Below are 17142 nucleotides of genomic sequence, written 5' to 3'. Positions count from 1 at the left end.
GAAGAGAGCCGCAACGCCCGATGCCTCGCCGAGAGCGCGCACCTCACAATCCCAGATAGGCGCGCTGGACATCGGGGTTCTCGACAAGATCGCGGCTCGATCCATGCAACACCACGGAGCCGTTCTCGAGCACATAGCCGCGGCTGCTCAGCGCGAGCGACTTGGCGACATTCTGCTCGACGAGAAGGACCGTGATGCCCTGCTCGTTGAGGGATTTGACGACGCCGAACATCACATCGGTCAGCGCCGGCGACAGTCCGATCGACGGCTCGTCGAACATCACGATTTCTGGCTTCGACATGATCGCCCGACCGATCGCCAGCATCTGTTGCTCGCCGCCGGACAGCGTGCCGGCGAGCTGGTCGCGGCGCTCGCGAAGTCGCCCGAACAGCTGATAGACGGAATCAAGCGTGTTTGCCAGGTCGTGCCTGGCCCGCTTCAGCGAGCCTCCGATCAGCAGATTGTCCTCGACGGAGAGCGCACTGAAGATCTGGCGGCCCTCGGCGACCTGAGCGATGCCCATTTCGCAGATGTCCCACGGCGGTCGCCGCGAGATTTCGACTCCGTTGATCCTGACAGAACCGCGCGACGACGGCACGATCCCCGAGATTGATCGGATCAGAGAGGTCTTGCCGGCGCCGTTGGCGCCGACCACGCAGATCAGTTCACCCTTGCCGATGCGGAGCGACACGCCGTTCAGCGCATTGGAGCCGTCATAGGCCACGCACAGGTCGTCGATTTCGAGAAGCGCGTCGTCAGGCATGGAAACCGGCTCCCAGATAACTTTCCAGCACCGCAGGATCCGCGACCACCTCTGACGGCTTGCCCTCGGCGATCTTGGCGCCGTGGTGAAGCACCACCACGGTCGACGCCACTTCCATCACGATCCGCATCACGTGCTCGACCAGCAGGATCGTCAGCCCGCCCTCGGCGAGCCGGTGCAGCACGCCGACGACGCCGGCCGCTTCGGTCGGACGCAGCCCCGCCATCACTTCGTCGAGCAGCAGCAGCTTGGGGCGGGTCGAGAGCGCCTTCGCCATCTCTAGCATCTTGCGATCGGGCAACGTCAACTGATCCGTCCGGGCATTCGCCTTGCCGGCCAGCCCGACATTTTCGAGCGACTCATACGCCTTGTCCCGCGCCTCCTTGACGTTCGTCGTCCAGCTGAAGGCGCCCACCATGGCATTCTCGAGCACCGACATATCTTTCATCGGCCGGACGATCTGGAAGGTGCGCGCAATGCCCATGCGGCACACCGCTTCGGGCGGCTCGCGTTCGAGCGAACGCCCCTCGAACAGCACCTGCCCGGCGGTCGGTCTCAGCGCCCCAGCGACGAGGTTGAAGCAGGTGGTCTTGCCGGCGCCGTTCGGCCCGATCAGGGCGGTGATGCGGCCTGCCTGCAGTGAGAAGCTGACGTCATTGACCGCGACCAATCCAACGAACGCTTTGGTCAGGTTCTTCACCTCGAGCAACGCGGTCATTCCTCGACCTTCCGCAATTGTGAGATCCGGCCGCGCGCCGGCAGCTGGATCGCCCCGTAGAGCCGGACGATCGCCGGCCAGATGCCGTCGGGCAGAAACCACACGACCAGGATCAGCACCGCCCCGTAGGCGACGCTGTTGAGTCCGGGGAGGCCCAGGCTGTCGCCGAGCGCCCCCATGGCGTGATGCAGCGGGATCGCGGCCATCGAGCCGACCAGCGGACCGAACGCAGTGCCCAATCCGCCGACCACAGGACCGATCAGGACGTCGACCGAGATCGCCATGCCCATGATCGAATCCGGAAAGATCGCACCCTGCACCAAGCCCAGCACGCCGCCGCCGACCGCGGCCGTCGCGGCCGATATCGAGACCACCAGCACCTTGTGGCGAAACGTCCGCACCCCCAGTGCGCGGGCGGCCTCGTCGTCATCCCGCATCGCCCGCCAGACATAGCCCCAATAGGACCGCGAGATCAGCTCCGTTCCCGCGACGCCGATGGCCGCAAGCGCGAGCGCGACGAAGTAGTAGAACCGCGCGTCACCGCGCAGCATCCCGAGGTCCATCGTGGCGCTCGGCGCCTGATAGAACAGGCCCTGCATTCCGCCGACATAGTTCCACCCGCCGAACATGATCCGGGCGAATTCGGCGGCTGCGATCGTGAGCAGCGCGAAGTAGATGCCACGGACCTCGAAGCGGAAGCTCAGCCACGCCAGCACCGCGCCGACGAAGCCCGCAATCACCGCGCCCAGCAGCAGACCGATCCACGGGGTGAGGCCGTATTTGATGTTCAGGATCGCCACTGCATACGCACCGATTCCAACGAACAGCGCGTGACCGATGGATAGCTGCCCGCCGATCCCGAGCATCAGGTTCCACGATTGTCCCATGAAGGTGAACAACAGGACGATCGTCAGAAGCGAGATGACATAGGCGTTGGACATGCCACCCACCACGGCCAGGGCGGCGAAGACCAGAGCGCCGGCTCCCCAACGCCTGGTCTCGCTGGCTTGATCAGATGTCCTTTGCACCGAAAAACCCCCTCGGACGGAAAATCAGGATGATGATCAGCAGCGCGTAAGGGAGCGCTGTTTTCATCGACGGCGTGAACATCAAGGCCGCGATCGCTTCGGCGACCCCGATCGTCAGGCCGCCCAGAAGAGCGCCGCCGAAGCTGCCGAGACCGCCGACGATCACCGTCACGAAGGCCAGCAGCGTGAAGTCGACGGCGAGATAGGGCTGCGCATCGAACAGCGGCGAGATCAATGCGCCGGCGACGCCAGCGCAGGCGGCTCCGATGCCGAAGGTCACCGCATAGACCCGAGGGATATTGAGCCCTACCACCAGTCCGCCCAGTCGATTATTGGCGGCGCCCCGCAGCGATCGGCCGAATGCGGAGTACTTCAGATAGGCTCCCAGTGCGGCGATCAGCAGTCCGGCCGTAGCGGCCGCCTGGATGCGGGCCCAATCCAAGGTGAGCGGTCCCACGCTCACGGTCTGGAAGGACAGCTGAGACGCCGTCGGCCGCGGATCCGGACCGAACGACATCAGCAATACGCCGCTGAAAAGCAGTGAGAGGCCGATGAAGACGATGAACTGATAATGATGCGGCCGATTGACGAACCGCTTCACGACGAGCGTCTCCAGCAGATAGCCGAACACGAACATGACGACCGCGGCGATCACGGCGGCCAAAACGATCGGGACGTCCCAGATTCGAACGGTCCAGTATCCGATGTAGATCCCGAACACGACCATCTCGCCATGAGCGAAATTGACCACGCGCATGACGCCGAAGATGATCGTGAGACCGAGCGCAACGAGCCCGTAAACCAGCCCGATGAGCACCCCACCCGTGATGACATTGAGCCAGAGCGACAGCATCAGCGACCGACCGCTGATGGATGCGCGATGGACACTCTCCGTCTTCCTTGCATGCTGATCGGTTCCATCCTGGCTGTAGCGGAAAGGTAGCGGCGCCTGACGTCGTCCTGGGTTTCAGACCGCCTTTGGCGCGGCGAAATATCCGTCGATGTAGACGAGCGACTCACATCCGGCTCTCGCCGTCTGAGCCACCACCTCTCCGGTGAAAATGGTGTGACTACTGTCGGTGTAAGCATTCACCACGCGGCAATCGAAGCTGCAGACCGCGCCGACCAGACTTGGTGCTCCGGTCTTGAGGTCGCACCACAAACCGTCGCCGAAGCGGATATCGCCCTTGCTGCCGTCCTGCCCGGAAAACTTGAGCGCCAGATCGCGATGCTCGACCCCCAGAATATTCCAGCAGAACGACCCACTGCTGAGAATGGTGTCGTGCGCACCGGCAGATCGATTGACGCAAACCAGCACGCTGGGCGGAGCCGCCGACAGCGAGCAGCCCGCCGTCAGTGTCAGACCATGGCGGTTCGGCGCCCGGCCTGTCGTGACGATCGACACGGTGCCCGGCACGCTGCGCATCGCAGCGCGGAATGCCGCGGCATCGAGTGGGCCCGTCTCGGACAGCGGCGGTGTTGCGGACGGCATGGCTACGACCCTTGGATTCATGGGATGGATGCGCCCTCTTTGTCTGGTTGTGAGTTCGGCATGCAGCGCTGCCCCGGTGAGCGCCTGAACTATCCGGCGGCTTGATAGAACTGGATGACGTTGCCGCCCGGATCCCGCACCTTCACCGCACGGCCGTGACTGGCCATGTCCCGAACCGCACCGACTTGCGCCCCCATGGCTGCGGCACGCTCCATGGCGGCCTCGAGGTCATCGACATCGAAGACAAGAACGGCATCTTGCAGCTGATCCGAGACCGACTCCGTCGGTCCGGCGACGCAGAACGCGGCCGCATCGCTCACGAACTGGATCCACTTGCCGGGATCAGCGAAGCGCACCTTCAGACCCAGGCCTTCGTAGAAGTCGGCCAGGCGTCCAGGATCGTTCGCTGTCAGATAGACTTGCTTCAGTTTCACGCTCGACAATCCAACCGTCCGCCCCAGTGCGATCGTGGATGAATAGTCGCTCGATCCTCTCAGCATTACTGCTCGAACAACGCGTGTCACAGAAGCTTCATCAGCATTTTATGCTGCAACGACTTGTCGGTCGCTTGATCCATCTCTGCGTCAGGCCGATCCTTGCCATTTTTGGGTCGTCGAGGGTGGGCGGTCGTTCCTGCCGAACCATTGTCTCGCGCAACGCCGGCGGTGTGGCCAGTGACGTGGGACCACGGCCACACGCGGCGAAAGGCGGTCGTACGAAACAAGGCCGCAGAGTTGCGACGCTCGACACCAAAGCTCTGCTGCACATCCCGTCAAGCGCCAGGGGGCAGCCACTCGATGAAGCGCCGGGCGTTACGTCGATATCGATCCGTTGGATTAACATCGGCCTGCATATCGCATGTGCAAAAAATGTATCGAAACTAGGCAACCAACACTTTGATCGCAATGCACAAACCGAAGGTTGACGGTTTTTCGATACAAGTCGGTGATTTGTCGAAATCCCACAAGCGCAATTGGGGTTAGCGTCTACCACGCGATTGTCATCGCCTCGCAAACGATGGTGATAAGCGCCGCAAGAAGACTGCCAGATTTGGGAGACACGCGATGTCGACAACCTCTCTCGACAGAATAGATATCAAGATCCTCAACGAGCTCCAGCAGAATGCGAGCTTGACCAATGTCGAGCTCGCATCACGCGTCAATCTCTCGCCGTCGCCGTGTCTGGCTCGCGTCAGAACACTCGAAAAACTCGGCGTGATCGATCGACGGATCGCCCTTCTTGATCCCGCCGTGCTCGGCATTGGTGTAACGGCTTTCATCCAGATCAAGCTAGAAAAGCAGGTCCAGACGTCACTCGAGAATTTCACCCGATCCATCGACCGGCTGGCCCAGGTGATGGAATGCTACCTGATGACCGGTGAGAGCGACTACATGCTCCGCGTCATGGCTGCCGACATCGAAGATCTCGAAGACCTCATCGTCAACAAACTATCCCGCATCCCCGGCGTCAGCAGCATTCGATCAAATCTGGCCCTCAAGCGCATTTCGCACAAGACGGTGCTGCCGATCGACACCAATCGGCCGGTCACCGTGAAGGCTTGCGCCACCCCCTCGCGCCCTCTGGAGCGCTCACCAAGATCCCGATACGACGCAGCTGGTCCTTTGCTGTCCGATGCGCCGATTGGGCTCGACACCAATCGTCCCAGCTACAGCGTGGAAAGACTATGAAGCGCCCCGCCATGGGCTCCGGCCAGTTGGCAATAATGGTGAAGTCAAAATCGGCAGAGTGCTCGAGCGGCGCTGCGAGCCTGACAATCCGCACACGACCCAACGCGAGCACGCATCGGTTACAGCGAGCAGAGCGACCGAGATGACGGGATCGATCGAAGCGGCCCTGCAGGCGCTCGCCGACGGCGAAATCATCGTGGTCACCGACGACGACGATCGCGAGGGTGAAGGCGACCTCGTCGTCGCCGCCTCGCGGTGTACGGCTGAGAAGATGGCCTTCGTCATCCGCCATACATCGGGAATCGTCTGCGCTCCGATTACACTCGAAGACGCGAGACGCCTGCGGCTCGACCCGATGGTTCTCAACAACGACTCGGCTCACACCACGGCGTTCACCGTGTCAGTGGACTACCGGCCGGATAACGGAACGGGCATCTCGGCCGAAGAGCGGGCCTCGTGCTGCCGTGCACTCACCGACCCCAACGCTGGCGCTGGCGATTTTTGCCGGCCGGGACACGTCTTCCCTCTGATCGCAAAAGAAGGGGGCGTACTAATGCGCTCGGGTCACACCGAGGCCGCCGTCGACCTGTGCAGACTGGCAGGTCTCGAGCCGGTCGGTGTCATCAGCGAACTGATGAACGACGATGGCTCGGTGATGAAGGGTCCGCAGGTCGCGGCGTTCGCCGACAAGCACAGGCTGAAACAGGTCACCATCGCTGACCTCATCAGCTTCCGGCAGGCCCGTGAGACGCTGATCGAGCGCGTCTCGAGCGTCACGGCGGAGAGCCCGATCGGCCCGCTCCAGGGCTATTCGTATCGCTCGCCTTTCGATCCCATTCATCACGTCGCCTATATCTACGGAGAACTGGGCGACGGTACCAACGTCCTCACGCGCTTCTACAAACCCAACATCCTGCGCGATTTATTCTCGGGTCAGGAACAGGCCAAGATGAACGTCGTTCTGCAACGCTTCAAGGATAATGGCAGCGGCGTGCTCGTCTATCTGCGCGACGGCGCGGCGGGCGTTCCGCCTGCGCCGCTAGGCCCGATCGGTTCGCGCGAAGACGACCGCAATCGGCAATGGCGCGAGATCGGCGTCGGCGCCCAGATCCTGCGGGATCTCAAGATCAGCTCCATCCGTCACCTCACGTCGTCGACGCATCACTTCAAGGGACTGTCAGGCTTCGGCATCGAGATCGTCCGAAACGAAGCGCTCTGACTCCAGCCATCTGCGTTGCGAAAGTCCATTGAGCGTGTCCCGCACCTCAGGCATCCGGCGAAGCTTGCAGTTCGTCTCGCGACAGATCTCCCCGGGCCCAGTCTGGCCGGCCTCGCGCTCGGAGAAGTAGCGCGCCGGCGACTTGCCAAGCGCCTTCTTGAACATGGTGATGAACGCGCTCACCGACTCGTAGCCGAGCGCCCCGGACACGGACTGAACCGTGTCGCCAGCAGACAATTTCTGGATGGCGACGATGATCTGAAGCTGCTGACGCCAGCGACTGAAGGTCATGCCGGTCTCAGCGAGCACAATGCGCATCAGCGTCCGCTCGCCGAGCGCGACGGCTTGCGCCCACTCCGCCACTGTCCGGCGGTCGGCCGGATTGTCCATCAAGGCATCGGCGATCATACGCAGTTTCGAACTCCGCGTGATCGGAAGATGCAGGCGTTCGGTCGGCATGGCGATCAACTCGTTGAGGAGCACCGCGGCGATCTGCGCGGTCGGGCCGTCGGGATCGTAGAGCGGGGGCAGCGTCGCCATCCGATGGATCAGCTCGTGCAACAGCGGCGAGATCGACAGCGTGCAGCATTCCTGCGGCACGCTCGCCGCATCCATATCCACATAGAGAAACAGCAGGCTGGCGTTGCCGCTCACGCGATTGCTGTGGGGCATACCGCCGGGAATCCAGACGCCGCAGCGCGGCGGGACCATCCACAGGCCGCTCGGCACTTCGCATGTCACACCGCCGCGCTGGGCGAGGACGAGCTGTCCCTTGCGATGGGTGTGAACCGGCAGTTCGTCCTCCTGCTCCCGGGTATCCACCATGCCGGCCACGATCGGACGGTCCAAGATGTCAGGATCGAACTGCCGATAGTGCTGATAAAGCGTGCCGCGCATTGTCATCCTTTAGCAATTAATTGGCAGAGTAACGAAATTCTCTCGACGCGGCAACGCCTATGGTCTCCGTGCTTCACGGATGATCACATCATGCCTTCACCATTTCTGTCTCGGCTTCTCGCAGCAGCAGCGCCCGGCCGGCTCGATCCGAAATGGGCGCTGTTCTCGGCGAACTCCTTCATCGCGGCGATGCTCGCGATCTATTTTGCCTTCCGGCTCGGATTGGAGCGGCCGTATTGGGCGATGCTCACGGTCTATCTGACCGCACAGCCGTTCGCCGGAGCGGTTCGGTCACGCGCCGTCTACCGCTTTGTCGGGACATTGCTGGGCGCCTGCGCGGCGCTGGCGCTGGTCCCGATCCTGGTCGATCAGCCCGCGTTGTTGTCGGTTGCCGTCACCGCATGGGCCGGGCTCTGCGTCTATATCTCCCTGCAGGACCGCACGCCGCGCAGCTATGCTTTCCTGCTGGCAGGCTACACAGCGACGACAATCGCGTTCTCGAGCGTCAACGTTCCGGCGATGGTATTTGTGACCGCGCTGTCGCGGGTCGAGGAGATCCTGCTCGGCATCGGCTGTGCGACCCTGGTGCACACCCTGCTGTTTCCGAGCGACGTCACCACTCCTGTGCTGAAATCCCTCCGCGCCGCATTGTCGGACGCCTTCGCCCGGACCGCCGATGTGCTCTCCGCGCGCGTCGACAGGGCGCCGAAGACGGGACGCTGGAAGCTCGCTGCGGACATCACGCAAATCGAGATCCTGTCGACGCACCTGCGCTACGACACCGCCGCGAGCAAGCCGGACCTGCGTGCCATCGGTGCCGTGCAGGACCAGCTCGCATTGGTCTTGCCGATGCTGCTGTCGGTGGAGGACGGACTCGCCGCCTTGGGAGAGCGGCGCTCGGCCGAGTTGACCCACCTGCTGTCCGAGCTCGCCGACTGGACACGTGCGCCGGAGCGATCACCGGCCACTGCCGACGATCTGATCAGAAATTGCACATCGTTCAAAGCAACCTGCTGGGACGATCGCAGCGAATGGGATCGGCTGATCGAGGCCGGAACCGCGGCCAGATTGGCCACGCTGATCGAAGCGCTGGCTGCCGCGCGAAACCTGTCGCGCGCATTGCACAGCGGTGCTCACCCTGCCGCTTGGAGCCAAGCTGGCCTGCGGGATCGACACGTGAGGCGACGCCTGCACAGCGATCCCGGCCTTGCCGTTCTGTCGGTCGTGGCTCTTGGCGTCGCCGTGCTCGGCTGCTGCGCGATCTGGATCACGACGGCCTGGCCGGAAGGCGGCGCCGCCGCGCAAATCGCCGCCATCGCCGCGGCGCTCTACAGCAGCCTCGACGATCCCGCGCCAACGCTGATTTCCTACGCGCTCTGGACGCTGGCCTGCCTGCCGATCGCCGCGATCTACCTTTTCGTGATCTTCCCGGCCATCACCGGCTTTCCGATGCTGGTGTTCTCGCTGGCGCCGACCTTTCTGGTGATCGGCTATCTGCAGGCCAATCCCCGGCATTTCATCAAGGCGTTGGCGCTTGGTCTCGGACTGATCAGCGCGCTCGACCTCCAGAACAAATTCAGCGCCGACTTCGCTCTGTTCATCAATAGCAATGCGGCTGCGACGATCGGACTTCTCGCAGCGTTCGTCGCGATTCGATTGCTGCGTTCACTGTCCGCATCGGGAGCGGCGCAGCGTCTGCTGCGCCACGGCTGGTCCGATCTGGCGAGGCTGGCTGCTGCACGGCGGCCGATGAGCCGCGCCAGATGGACCAGCATCATGCTTGATCGATTCGGCCTGGTGATCCCTCGGCTGGCTGGCGCGACGACGGACATCGCGGTGGAAGCCCGTCCTTTGGCAGCGCTGCAAATCGGCATCGATCTGCTCGCGCTCAGGCAAGCCGCAGTGCACGAGGACGCGCGCAGCGACCCTGGCCTCCAGCAGCTTCTGCCGATGCTGTCGCGGGCATTTCGCTGGCTGGCCCGCGGCAACGCGAAACTGAAGCCTGACGATGCGCGCGCCCTTCTGGCCGCGATCGACAACGCGCTGTGCGACACGCGCAAAGACACGACCGCCTGCCAGCAGCGAACGCTCGCGCTGATCGGCCTGCGTCGGACGATGTTTCCGGATGCTCATGCTTTGTCCAGGAAGGCCATGCCATGAACGAGGAAATCGCCATTTCCGGCGTCTACGTTCCGACGTTTGCGCTGGCCTGTGCTTGTGCGCTCGCGGCCTGCTTTATCGCCTCCGCGGCCAACCGCAAATTCATCGGCGACCATATTCGAAGGTATGCGTGGCACCCCGCGCTGTTCGACTTCGCCGTCTTCGTCATTTTGACCAAGATCTTCTACGCTGTTCTGGGAAAGCTGCCGCTATGACAACGATGAGTTCGATGTTTCCCCGCATGATGCTCACTGTCCTGATGGTGAGCGTCGCGGCACCGGTCGGCATCGGCATGTGGGAGCATTATGAGGCGGCGCCATGGACACGGGACGGCCGCGTCCGCGCCGACATCATCGCCGTTGCCGCCGATGTCTCCGGGCTGGTCGACGAGGTGCTGGTCCGGGACAATCAGGTCGTCCGCAAGGGCGATATCTTGCTGCGGCTGAATCCCGATCGGTTCCGCCTCGCCGTCCAACAAGCAGAGGCGTCTCTGGCCAACCGCGAAGCCGCCGCGGAGAAGGCAGCGAGCGACCGCGCACGATACGAGAAGCTGAGCGAAGGTGTCGTGTCGCAGCAACAGCGCGAGACGATCCGGGCTACGGATTTGCAAGCCAAGGCGCTTTATGGTCAGGCCGTGGCCGACCTTCAGATCGCGCGGCTCGATCTCGATCGATCCGAAATCCGGGCACCCGCGAACGGCCGCGTGACCAATTTCGATTTACGGCCCGGCACCTATCTCGCCGCCGGGCGCGGCATCATGGCGCTGATCGACATCGACACCGTGCGTGTCGAAGGTTATTTCGAGGAGACCAAGATCCCGCGGATCCACCTTGGTGACGCCGTTGACGTGAAGCTGATGAGCGGAACGACGCTGAGCGGTCGGGTCGAGAGTATCGCTGGCGGAATCGAGGACCGCGATCGAAGTTTGGGGTCCAGCCTGCTCGCCAGCGTCAATCCATCGTTCTCCTGGGTCAGGCTCGCCCAGCGCATTCCGGTTCGGGTCCGCATCCCGCGCAAAGATGTCGATCGCCTGATCGTCGGAACGACTGCGACGGTGCAAGTCAATGTTGGAAACCGCAACGCCCCGCCAGACACCATGAGCGTTTTACGGTAACGCTCGGTAACGCGCTCAGCCGGCGCCAAGAAAATCTAATGAAAACAAAGCCGAATGGCGCGCCCGGAACGACGTCCGACCTCAGATTCGTAGTCTGGTCCGGAGCATTGAAACAACTCGCGTTTGTTCCCGTAGCCGCATCACATTCGGCGCTTTGGGGGTGACGGCTGCGATTTCGGCACAAAATGCCGGGGGCGTTATGAGAATAGGCAAAGACAAACTGTACGAGGCACGACGTTGTGGTGTTTGGTACAAGAGGGTTTGCCTTGACTTCACCGGCCGCGAAGCGCGGCTCTTTGGTCACTTGTTGGGCACGATCAACGAATTGGGCGAGATCTCTGCTCTCGCACCATGCACGGCTTGCTTGGCAGCGATGCACCGCATCTTTCAAAATTTCATTGATCTCCTAACGACGGCAGAAGATCTCCAAGACTTCTCCAAAGCCATGGCGGACACAGCGACCGCTTTGGACCTATCGTGTTTTGCCTATCTAGCCCTCCAGCACTCAAGCAAAGGCAAACCGCGCCTGATCTCTACATATCCATCGCGGTGGGTAGCACACTATCTACGAAACAATTATCAAGTGCTTGATCCCGTCATCGGAGAAGCTCTTCGAAACCCCGAGCCCTTTCAATGGGGGGTTAATTTCAACTCGAAGTTCACATCAAAAGCACAGCATCGGCTTTTCGAAGAGGCCGCGGAATTCGGAATTCGGTTTGGCTTTACGGTGCCTATTCACGATGGCCACGGCCCCATCGCTGCATTGACCTTTGCCGTTGACCAGAGCCGCCCACAATTCGAACGGTTCATTGAATCGCATGGACGCGTTCTTCAGCTTATGGCGATGTATTTCCATGCTCATACCCGCCGAAAGCTAGCAAATGTACACGAAATAGAGGGGGCATGCCTATCCCCGCGCGAGTTCGAATGTTTGGAGTGGGCAGCTCGGGGCAAGAGCGCTTGGGAGATTGGATGCATTCTCGGCATCTCGCGCAACACGGTTGCCTTCTACCTAGAAGGCGCGAAGAAAAAACTCGGTGTTCGGACGATTGTGCAAGCGGTAGCCCGCTTAGCCGCCGTGAAAAGAAAAGAGCAAAATTAGGGACGCGGCCTCCCTACAACTACAGGTAATGACTTAAGATCCGTGATCCGCTCCAAAGGTGGCGATGTACACACCTGGAGGGACTATGATTCAGCTTATCACACCACCCTTGTATGGCCAGTTCGCTGAAACTCTCGTCGAAATGCATCGGTTACGGTATCGCGTTTTCAAGCTTCGAATGGCATGGGACGTTCAAACCAGCGGCGACATGGAGATCGACGATTTCGATGCACTGCATCCCGCTTACCTAACCCAGCTATCTGACAACGGGCAGGTGCAAGGTTCCGTACGCCTCCTCCCCACACTTGGCCCGACCATGCTTTGCGACACCTTCCCGGCGCTTCTTGAAGGCCAACCCGCGCCATCAACTCCTCTCGTTTGGGAAAGTAGTAGATTCGCAATCGATGTTGCTGCCGATGCTCCGAAGGGAGATCACGGTCTTACTCGTGCTGCTTACGAGCTATTTGCGGGAATGGTCGAGTTCGGACTCTCAAGACAACTCACTGACATCGTTACCGTCACGGACGTCCGTATGGAGCGAATCCTTCGGCGAGCCGGTTGGCCCCTGCGGCGCATTGGCAATCCTTCCGCGCTTGGCAACACCTTAGCCGTGGCCGGTTATCTCGAGATCTCGCGGGATACTCTGGCAAGCCTTCGTAAAGCCGGCGGGCTTTCGGCACCGGCCCTTTGGACGCCAGTAATCTCCGCGGCCGCATAGAACGATCCAGGCCAACAAACGATATGCCCGTACCCGCCTAGAGCGGGGACGGGTATCTTGCAGTTCGCTTACCGAGCTATGAACATGACGGAAATTGAGACCAGGAACGACCAGCGAAACGCAGCGAGAGCTATTGACCTACAACAGCTTCGACTCGCGGTCGCCGCTTGTGACTACGGTAGCTTTCGACGAGCCGCGGAAGCGCTTTCAATCAAGCACACCGCGTTCAGCCGTGCTATCGGTCAGCTCGAGCACCTCGTGGGCACTTCACTGTTTGAGCGCTCAAGCGGGGGTATCAAACCCACGTTGACCGGATGCGCAATTTTGCGCATTGCACGGCTAATCTTGGAGCAGGTCGACATGCTCGTTGACGCCGGGAGGTCCGGTGGCCGCGGCGATACCGGCCATCTTTCCGTCGGTTTCTTCACATCCATGTCCACCGGCAATTTGCGAGCGACGATAGGTGAGCTCAAGAAGCTGCTACCAGGGCTTGAACTGGCAATGATGGAACGCTCACGCTTTCGTTTGATGACTGCCCTCGGTAACGGAACCGTCGACGTTGTCGTTAGCCCTGGACGTCCAGCTTCAAAAGACACAAGATCACTATTGCTCTGGAGCGAACGCATCCTAATCCTGCTGCCGCAGGATCATGTCTTGGCGGCACGCGAGATCGTCTATTGGACAGATTTGCGTAACGAAAAGATCCTTCTAAGTGAGTATGATCCAGGACAAGAGCTCGAGGATCTTTTGATTTCGAAGCTCGTACTACCCGACGATCGGCCCAAGGTAGAGCGCCATGACGTAAGCCGCGGCATTATCAAGAGTCTTACGAGTATGGGCATGGGGCTCAGTCTGGCTATGGAATCGGATATTGGCGCAAGCTTCGCTGGCGTTGTGTACCGAGAGTTGCAGGACGGAACGGGACCAAGCCGGGTAGACTTCCATGCGCATTGGCGCGAAGACAATCAGAATCCGGCTCTGAAGCGTTTCCTCAGTCTGTTGGCAGAACGCTATCCCTCCCCTCCGCCACACCCGGGGCGTGACCGGCTCGTCTCGCCTTTGCAAATCCGCGGTCGGTAGCCATAAAGCGCGCCAGCATCGGTGCGATCAGTTTCACCGGATCGATGCGCTGCCCGCTTTCACTTGCCAAGGCCTCTGCATAGGCGATGAGATCCCGATGCACTGATGCCGGAAGTTCAGCGGCGACCTTGACCAGTTTATCGTCGAGCAGTGTTGCTATTTTAAGCTTGGGCATGCAGTTACCCTCTGTATGGCGCTAGTATGAGGTCACGATTGACGACGACGCGAACTGGAAAGCCAGGTCGCACGGCAAGAGCGGGCTGGATGTTGAGGCTGCGGCGAACTACCTGTTGTCCGGTTTGATTCAGCGAGTCAGACGCGCCGTGCCGCAATGCCTGTATGATAGCGCTGTCGTTGCTATTGGTGTCCGAGCCAGCCCCTAGTTCAGTTCCGACCGCCAGAAACGTCGATAGTGCCGCAGCCTTGAAGAGCTCGCCCCAGTGATTGTCGACCTGGTCTTCGAGGCCTGCATAGCCTGCGCTGTCAGCGCCAGGCTGCCGCTCGAGAACGATTGAACGTCCATTCGGCATGATCAGCCGGGTCCAGACGAGCAAGACACGGGACTGGCCGAAAGTGACCTGACTGTCGTAAACGCCGATCAGACGCGCCCCCTGGGGCACAAGCAGAAAGCGGCCAGTTGGCGTGTCATAGACATTCTCGGTGACCTGCGCCGTAATTTGGCCTGGCAGGTCCGATCGGATTCCGGTGATCAGGGCTCCCGGAATAACCGTTCCAGCCTGCACGATATATGGTGAAGCTGGTTTGGTGATGCGATCAGGGCTGACTGTGCGGCGGTCCGCAGAGGCGTTCACGAAGGCAAGCTTGCGGTCCTGACCGTTCTGCGCAAATCCGTCGTCATTGGTACTCGTCGGGCTTTGCGATGCGATGCGATCGCCCCCTACGCTTGCGGCCGTAGGCTCACGCGCTTCTCTCCCATTGGTCGAGGCGAACAGATGGCTGATGCGGGCTGCTTCGGTCTCTTGATCCCGGCGCTGCTGCTCCGGATCAGCGCCGATCGTCGGCGACTGGCCTTGGGCCGCAAGGATCGGCCGGCCGAGGTCCCCCGGAAGCGGGGGGCCCAGTTGCGGGATCGGTTGGCGTGGAATGCCAGCGTAGTCCTTCGGGAGCGCCGTAATGCCGTCGGCGACATTGTGATGGTCGGTACTGTAAAGCTCATCGGCCGTCTGGTCTCGAGGTCGACTCTTCTGGAACGACCACAGCACGGCTCCGCCGATGACAAGGAGGGCGACCGCGCTCCCTCCCGCCAGTACTTTCCGAGACAACCGCATCACGCGCGGGTGCTCCGCTCTCAAACGGAAGCTCCTGGACTGATCCTCTTGTGTCTCAGGTGGAGCCGCTCGCTCCTGATCGTTTCCATTCAACGTGTTCATGACGAAGGCCTCCCGTCGGTCCGGACAATACGGACTTTCTGCTGGTGCTCGCCGCCAAGCCGCAGTTCGGCCGCAGCAAACAGCCGATCGACGATCAATACGTTGCCGTAAGAGCGATAGTTGACGACCTCGGTCTTGCCGTCCGGACCGATGGCGAAAAGCGGAGGCATCTCGCCCTGCACGATGCCTTGCGGGAATTCGACGTAGACCTTGCGACCATCGTCATATGCGGCGAGCGGCCGCCAGGGAGGACTGTCGCCTTCGATGGCATAGCGCGAGATGCGCTGCGCCGCATCCGGAAGAGCAGGTTTCACAGCAGCTGAACGCGACCGTTCGCCTACCGTTTCAGGGTAGTACCAGGCAACGGATGGCATGTATGGCCGCTCGCGGGAGCGGAGCTCGATCAGGTAGGTGCGCCGGTCGGTATTGACCACGAGGTTGGTCTCGATCGATGCGCGCGTCGGCTTGACCAGGATATGGACGCGTCGTGTGTCGCCGCTCCCGCTCTCGGTATCGCCCACGACCCAGCGTACGGTATCTCCGGCCGCGATCGGCCCTGATCCCGTCAACTGTTCTCCCTCCTCGAGCGCGATATCCGTGATCTGCCCCGGTGCGGCGTAAATCTGATAGAGCGCTCCGGGACTGTAGGCGTAGATCTGCGCCGCGTTGAAATACCCTCGCTTGCGCGGTTCGACGCGGGCTGCGCTGTTTGCGGTCTCAACCCGGCTCACGGGTTCAGCATCTTCCTTCCCTCCCGACTTGCCGCCGAGAGCAGGCTTCCAGAGGGGTGGAACGTGAAGCGGTCGCGATCTGTCGTCGAGGGCCACCGGCGTCGCCGGTAACGGAGCCACTTCGGCGTCATAGCTGATCTCCGGCGGAATGTAGGTCGCGCACCCACCCAGGGCCGAGGACCCAAGCAGGAGAGCAAACAAAAGTGCTCGCTTCGCGATCAAGAATTCGGGCCAAGTGGGACCGATACCGTCGCGCGGGACGGCGCGCTTCGAATAAATGTCAAATAGCGTCTTGGTCACTGACTCAACTCCTTTGACCAATTGATGGCGCAAACGTAAACGCCAAGAGGATTCTTGCGCAGGCGTTCGGCATCGCGCGGTGTCTCGATCACGATCGAGAGAATTGCAGTCCAGCGCTCGGTCGAGCTCAACGAGCCGTTGTCGTAGGTGCGCTGGGTCCACGCGACCCGAAAGCTTTCCGAAGAGGCGCGAATGACGCTCGAGACATCGATAGAGATCTGGAGCTTGCCCAGTTTGGCGAAAGGGTCGTTGTTACGCGCATAGTCGTTCAGCGCAGCCGCGCCACGATCCGTCGTAAAATCATAGGCCCGGAGCCAGTTTTGCCGCAGAACGATGCCGTCGGCCGGCAGGCCTCTGACATCTTCGATGAAGCGCGCCAGATGGTAGGCGATCTGCGCATCAGTTGGTTGATAGTCGATGTTGGCCGGCGCAACTCTCTGGGCTTGGCCAAGATGGTCGACTTCGACCACCCAGGGCGTGATCGAGCCTTGGCTCGACTGCCAAACAAGGCCACCTGCGAGACCGGCTGAAAGCACCAGGCAGCCGAACGCCATTAATCGCCAGTTCTTGGCCTGAACACGGGCGGATCCAATGCGTTCGTCCCAAACCTGCGCCGCCTTTTGGTAAGGCGTGATCGGCTCGGGCATGCGCCCGTAGTGTACGGATGGTCGTTTGAACATCGATATTGCCCCTGGGATCAAGTGATCGGTTTCAAGTCGTGCGGTATCCGGATTTCCGGTG

Annotated in this window: 20 protein-coding genes; 9 read left to right on the top strand and 11 right to left on the bottom strand. The window is 61.3% G+C overall.

What is annotated here, in order from left to right; all coding sequences use genetic code 11:
* Positions 1 to 43: 43 nt before the first annotated feature.
* The 6 genes from X265_RS13355 to X265_RS13330 form a co-directional block, all read right to left on the bottom strand.
* Positions 44 to 763: an ABC transporter ATP-binding protein gene (locus X265_RS13355; RefSeq protein WP_128965222.1), complete on the bottom strand. Its 720-nt coding sequence runs from the start codon at positions 761 to 763 to the stop codon at positions 44 to 46.
* Entirely contained in the window at positions 756 to 1481 is a 726-nt protein-coding gene (locus X265_RS13350; protein ID WP_128965221.1) for an ABC transporter ATP-binding protein, read from the bottom strand. The genes X265_RS13355 and X265_RS13350 overlap by 8 nt, the downstream gene beginning before the upstream one ends.
* The gene (locus X265_RS13345) at positions 1478 to 2422 is read right to left on the bottom strand and encodes a branched-chain amino acid ABC transporter permease (RefSeq protein ID WP_128969255.1); all 945 of its coding nucleotides are present in this window, start codon (positions 2420 to 2422) and stop codon (positions 1478 to 1480) included. The genes X265_RS13350 and X265_RS13345 overlap by 4 nt, the downstream gene beginning before the upstream one ends.
* A gap of 70 nt (positions 2423 to 2492) precedes the next feature.
* The gene (locus X265_RS13340) at positions 2493 to 3362 is read right to left on the bottom strand and encodes a branched-chain amino acid ABC transporter permease (RefSeq protein WP_128965220.1); all 870 of its coding nucleotides are present in this window, start codon (positions 3360 to 3362) and stop codon (positions 2493 to 2495) included.
* A gap of 114 nt (positions 3363 to 3476) precedes the next feature.
* A complete protein-coding gene (locus X265_RS13335) occupies positions 3477 to 4001 on the bottom strand; it encodes a flavin reductase family protein (RefSeq protein WP_128965219.1) in 525 nt (174 codons plus the stop codon).
* A gap of 89 nt (positions 4002 to 4090) precedes the next feature.
* Positions 4091 to 4435: a VOC family protein gene (locus X265_RS13330; RefSeq protein ID WP_244659495.1), complete on the bottom strand. Its 345-nt coding sequence runs from the start codon at positions 4433 to 4435 to the stop codon at positions 4091 to 4093.
* A 38-nt stretch (positions 4436 to 4473) separates the two neighbouring features.
* Here X265_RS13330 and X265_RS13325 point away from each other — a divergent pair, with 38 nt between their 5' ends.
* The 3 genes from X265_RS13325 to ribB all read left to right on the top strand — a co-directional run bounded on the left by X265_RS13325 (position 4474) and on the right by ribB (position 6908).
* Complete coding sequence (locus X265_RS13325) at positions 4474 to 4926, top strand: hypothetical protein (protein WP_128965217.1); 453 nt, start codon at positions 4474 to 4476, stop codon at positions 4924 to 4926.
* A 205-nt stretch (positions 4927 to 5131) separates the two neighbouring features.
* Positions 5132 to 5689, top strand: a complete 558-nt coding sequence (locus X265_RS13320; RefSeq protein ID WP_244659496.1) for an Lrp/AsnC family transcriptional regulator — start codon at positions 5132 to 5134, stop codon at positions 5687 to 5689.
* A gap of 142 nt (positions 5690 to 5831) precedes the next feature.
* Positions 5832 to 6908 (top strand): 3,4-dihydroxy-2-butanone-4-phosphate synthase, encoded by a 1077-nt coding sequence (ribB, locus tag X265_RS13315; RefSeq protein WP_128965215.1) that lies wholly within the window; start codon positions 5832 to 5834, stop codon positions 6906 to 6908.
* On the opposite strand, the gene X265_RS42075 is transcribed toward ribB, so the two are convergent.
* The gene (locus X265_RS42075; protein ID WP_347339911.1) at positions 6867 to 7316 is read right to left on the bottom strand and encodes a helix-turn-helix domain-containing protein; all 450 of its coding nucleotides are present in this window, start codon (positions 7314 to 7316) and stop codon (positions 6867 to 6869) included. The two genes, ribB and X265_RS42075, sit on opposite strands and share 42 nt — an antisense overlap.
* 30 nt (positions 7317 to 7346) lie before the next feature.
* Here X265_RS42075 and X265_RS13305 point away from each other — a divergent pair, with 30 nt between their 5' ends.
* From X265_RS13305 to X265_RS13280, 6 genes are all read left to right on the top strand, one after another.
* On the top strand, positions 7347 to 9965 hold the full coding sequence (locus tag X265_RS13305; protein ID WP_347339910.1) for an FUSC family protein: 2619 nt from the start codon (positions 7347 to 7349) through the stop codon (positions 9963 to 9965).
* Positions 9962 to 10180 carry a DUF1656 domain-containing protein gene (locus X265_RS13300; protein WP_128965212.1) on the top strand — a complete coding sequence of 73 codons (219 nt, stop codon included), beginning with the start codon at positions 9962 to 9964 and terminating at the stop codon, positions 10178 to 10180. Before X265_RS13305 ends, X265_RS13300 begins: the two co-directional genes overlap by 4 nt.
* Complete coding sequence (locus X265_RS13295) at positions 10177 to 11079, top strand: efflux RND transporter periplasmic adaptor subunit (protein WP_128965211.1); 903 nt, start codon at positions 10177 to 10179, stop codon at positions 11077 to 11079. The genes X265_RS13300 and X265_RS13295 overlap by 4 nt, the downstream gene beginning before the upstream one ends.
* Before the next feature lie 373 nt (positions 11080 to 11452).
* The gene (locus X265_RS13290) at positions 11453 to 12181 is read left to right on the top strand and encodes a LuxR family transcriptional regulator (RefSeq protein WP_128969254.1); all 729 of its coding nucleotides are present in this window, start codon (positions 11453 to 11455) and stop codon (positions 12179 to 12181) included.
* A gap of 85 nt (positions 12182 to 12266) precedes the next feature.
* The gene (locus tag X265_RS13285) at positions 12267 to 12899 is read left to right on the top strand and encodes an acyl-homoserine-lactone synthase (protein ID WP_128965210.1); all 633 of its coding nucleotides are present in this window, start codon (positions 12267 to 12269) and stop codon (positions 12897 to 12899) included.
* Positions 12900 to 12983: 84 nt separating this feature from the next.
* A complete protein-coding gene (locus X265_RS13280) occupies positions 12984 to 13979 on the top strand; it encodes a LysR family transcriptional regulator (protein WP_128965209.1) in 996 nt (331 codons plus the stop codon).
* Here X265_RS13280 and X265_RS13275 read toward each other — a convergent pair.
* The 4 genes from X265_RS13275 to trbF are packed head-to-tail and all read right to left on the bottom strand — an operon-like array spanning position 13891 to position 17081.
* Positions 13891 to 14154 carry a DUF2274 domain-containing protein gene (locus X265_RS13275; RefSeq protein ID WP_128965208.1) on the bottom strand — a complete coding sequence of 88 codons (264 nt, stop codon included), beginning with the start codon at positions 14152 to 14154 and terminating at the stop codon, positions 13891 to 13893. The two genes, X265_RS13280 and X265_RS13275, sit on opposite strands and share 89 nt — an antisense overlap.
* 4 nt (positions 14155 to 14158) lie before the next feature.
* Positions 14159 to 15370: a TraB/TrbI/VirB10 family type IV secretion system protein gene (locus X265_RS13270; protein ID WP_128965207.1), complete on the bottom strand. Its 1212-nt coding sequence runs from the start codon at positions 15368 to 15370 to the stop codon at positions 14159 to 14161.
* Positions 15367 to 16347, bottom strand: a complete 981-nt coding sequence (gene trbG, locus X265_RS13265; RefSeq protein ID WP_373291755.1) for a P-type conjugative transfer protein TrbG — start codon at positions 16345 to 16347, stop codon at positions 15367 to 15369. Before trbG ends, X265_RS13270 begins: the two co-directional genes overlap by 4 nt.
* A gap of 50 nt (positions 16348 to 16397) precedes the next feature.
* Positions 16398 to 17081 carry a conjugal transfer protein TrbF gene (trbF, locus tag X265_RS13260; RefSeq protein ID WP_128969252.1) on the bottom strand — a complete coding sequence of 228 codons (684 nt, stop codon included), beginning with the start codon at positions 17079 to 17081 and terminating at the stop codon, positions 16398 to 16400.
* Between the last annotated feature and the right edge of the window lie 61 nt (positions 17082 to 17142).

The sequence above is a fragment of the Bradyrhizobium guangdongense genome (assembly GCF_004114975.1).
GTDB lineage: Bacteria > Pseudomonadota > Alphaproteobacteria > Rhizobiales > Xanthobacteraceae > Bradyrhizobium > Bradyrhizobium guangdongense.
Note: the sequence above shows the minus strand (reverse complement) of the source record. Positions and strands in the feature narration are given on the sequence as shown.

Coding starts and splice junctions, on each gene's coding strand:
- X265_RS13355 (WP_128965222.1), bottom strand. CDS start 763: ATGCCTGACGACGCGCTTCTCGAAATCGACGACCTGTGCGTGGCCTAT.
- X265_RS13350 (WP_128965221.1), bottom strand. CDS start 1,481: ATGACCGCGTTGCTCGAGGTGAAGAACCTGACCAAAGCGTTCGTTGGA.
- X265_RS13345 (WP_128969255.1), bottom strand. CDS start 2,422: ATGTCCAACGCCTATGTCATCTCGCTTCTGACGATCGTCCTGTTGTTC.
- X265_RS13340 (WP_128965220.1), bottom strand. CDS start 3,362: ATGCTGTCGCTCTGGCTCAATGTCATCACGGGTGGGGTGCTCATCGGG.
- X265_RS13335 (WP_128965219.1), bottom strand. CDS start 4,001: ATGCCGTCCGCAACACCGCCGCTGTCCGAGACGGGCCCACTCGATGCC.
- X265_RS13325 (WP_128965217.1), top strand. CDS start 4,474: ATGAATAGTCGCTCGATCCTCTCAGCATTACTGCTCGAACAACGCGTG.
- ribB (WP_128965215.1), top strand. CDS start 5,832: ATGACGGGATCGATCGAAGCGGCCCTGCAGGCGCTCGCCGACGGCGAA.
- X265_RS42075 (WP_347339911.1), bottom strand. CDS start 7,316: ATGATCGCCGATGCCTTGATGGACAATCCGGCCGACCGCCGGACAGTG.
- X265_RS13305 (WP_347339910.1), top strand. CDS start 7,347: ATGCAGGCGTTCGGTCGGCATGGCGATCAACTCGTTGAGGAGCACCGC.
- X265_RS13300 (WP_128965212.1), top strand. CDS start 9,962: ATGAACGAGGAAATCGCCATTTCCGGCGTCTACGTTCCGACGTTTGCG.
- X265_RS13295 (WP_128965211.1), top strand. CDS start 10,177: ATGACAACGATGAGTTCGATGTTTCCCCGCATGATGCTCACTGTCCTG.
- X265_RS13290 (WP_128969254.1), top strand. CDS start 11,453: ATGCACCGCATCTTTCAAAATTTCATTGATCTCCTAACGACGGCAGAA.
- X265_RS13285 (WP_128965210.1), top strand. CDS start 12,267: ATGATTCAGCTTATCACACCACCCTTGTATGGCCAGTTCGCTGAAACT.
- X265_RS13280 (WP_128965209.1), top strand. CDS start 12,984: ATGACGGAAATTGAGACCAGGAACGACCAGCGAAACGCAGCGAGAGCT.
- X265_RS13275 (WP_128965208.1), bottom strand. CDS start 14,154: ATGCCCAAGCTTAAAATAGCAACACTGCTCGACGATAAACTGGTCAAG.
- X265_RS13270 (WP_128965207.1), bottom strand. CDS start 15,370: ATGAACACGTTGAATGGAAACGATCAGGAGCGAGCGGCTCCACCTGAG.
- trbF (WP_128969252.1), bottom strand. CDS start 17,081: ATGTTCAAACGACCATCCGTACACTACGGGCGCATGCCCGAGCCGATC.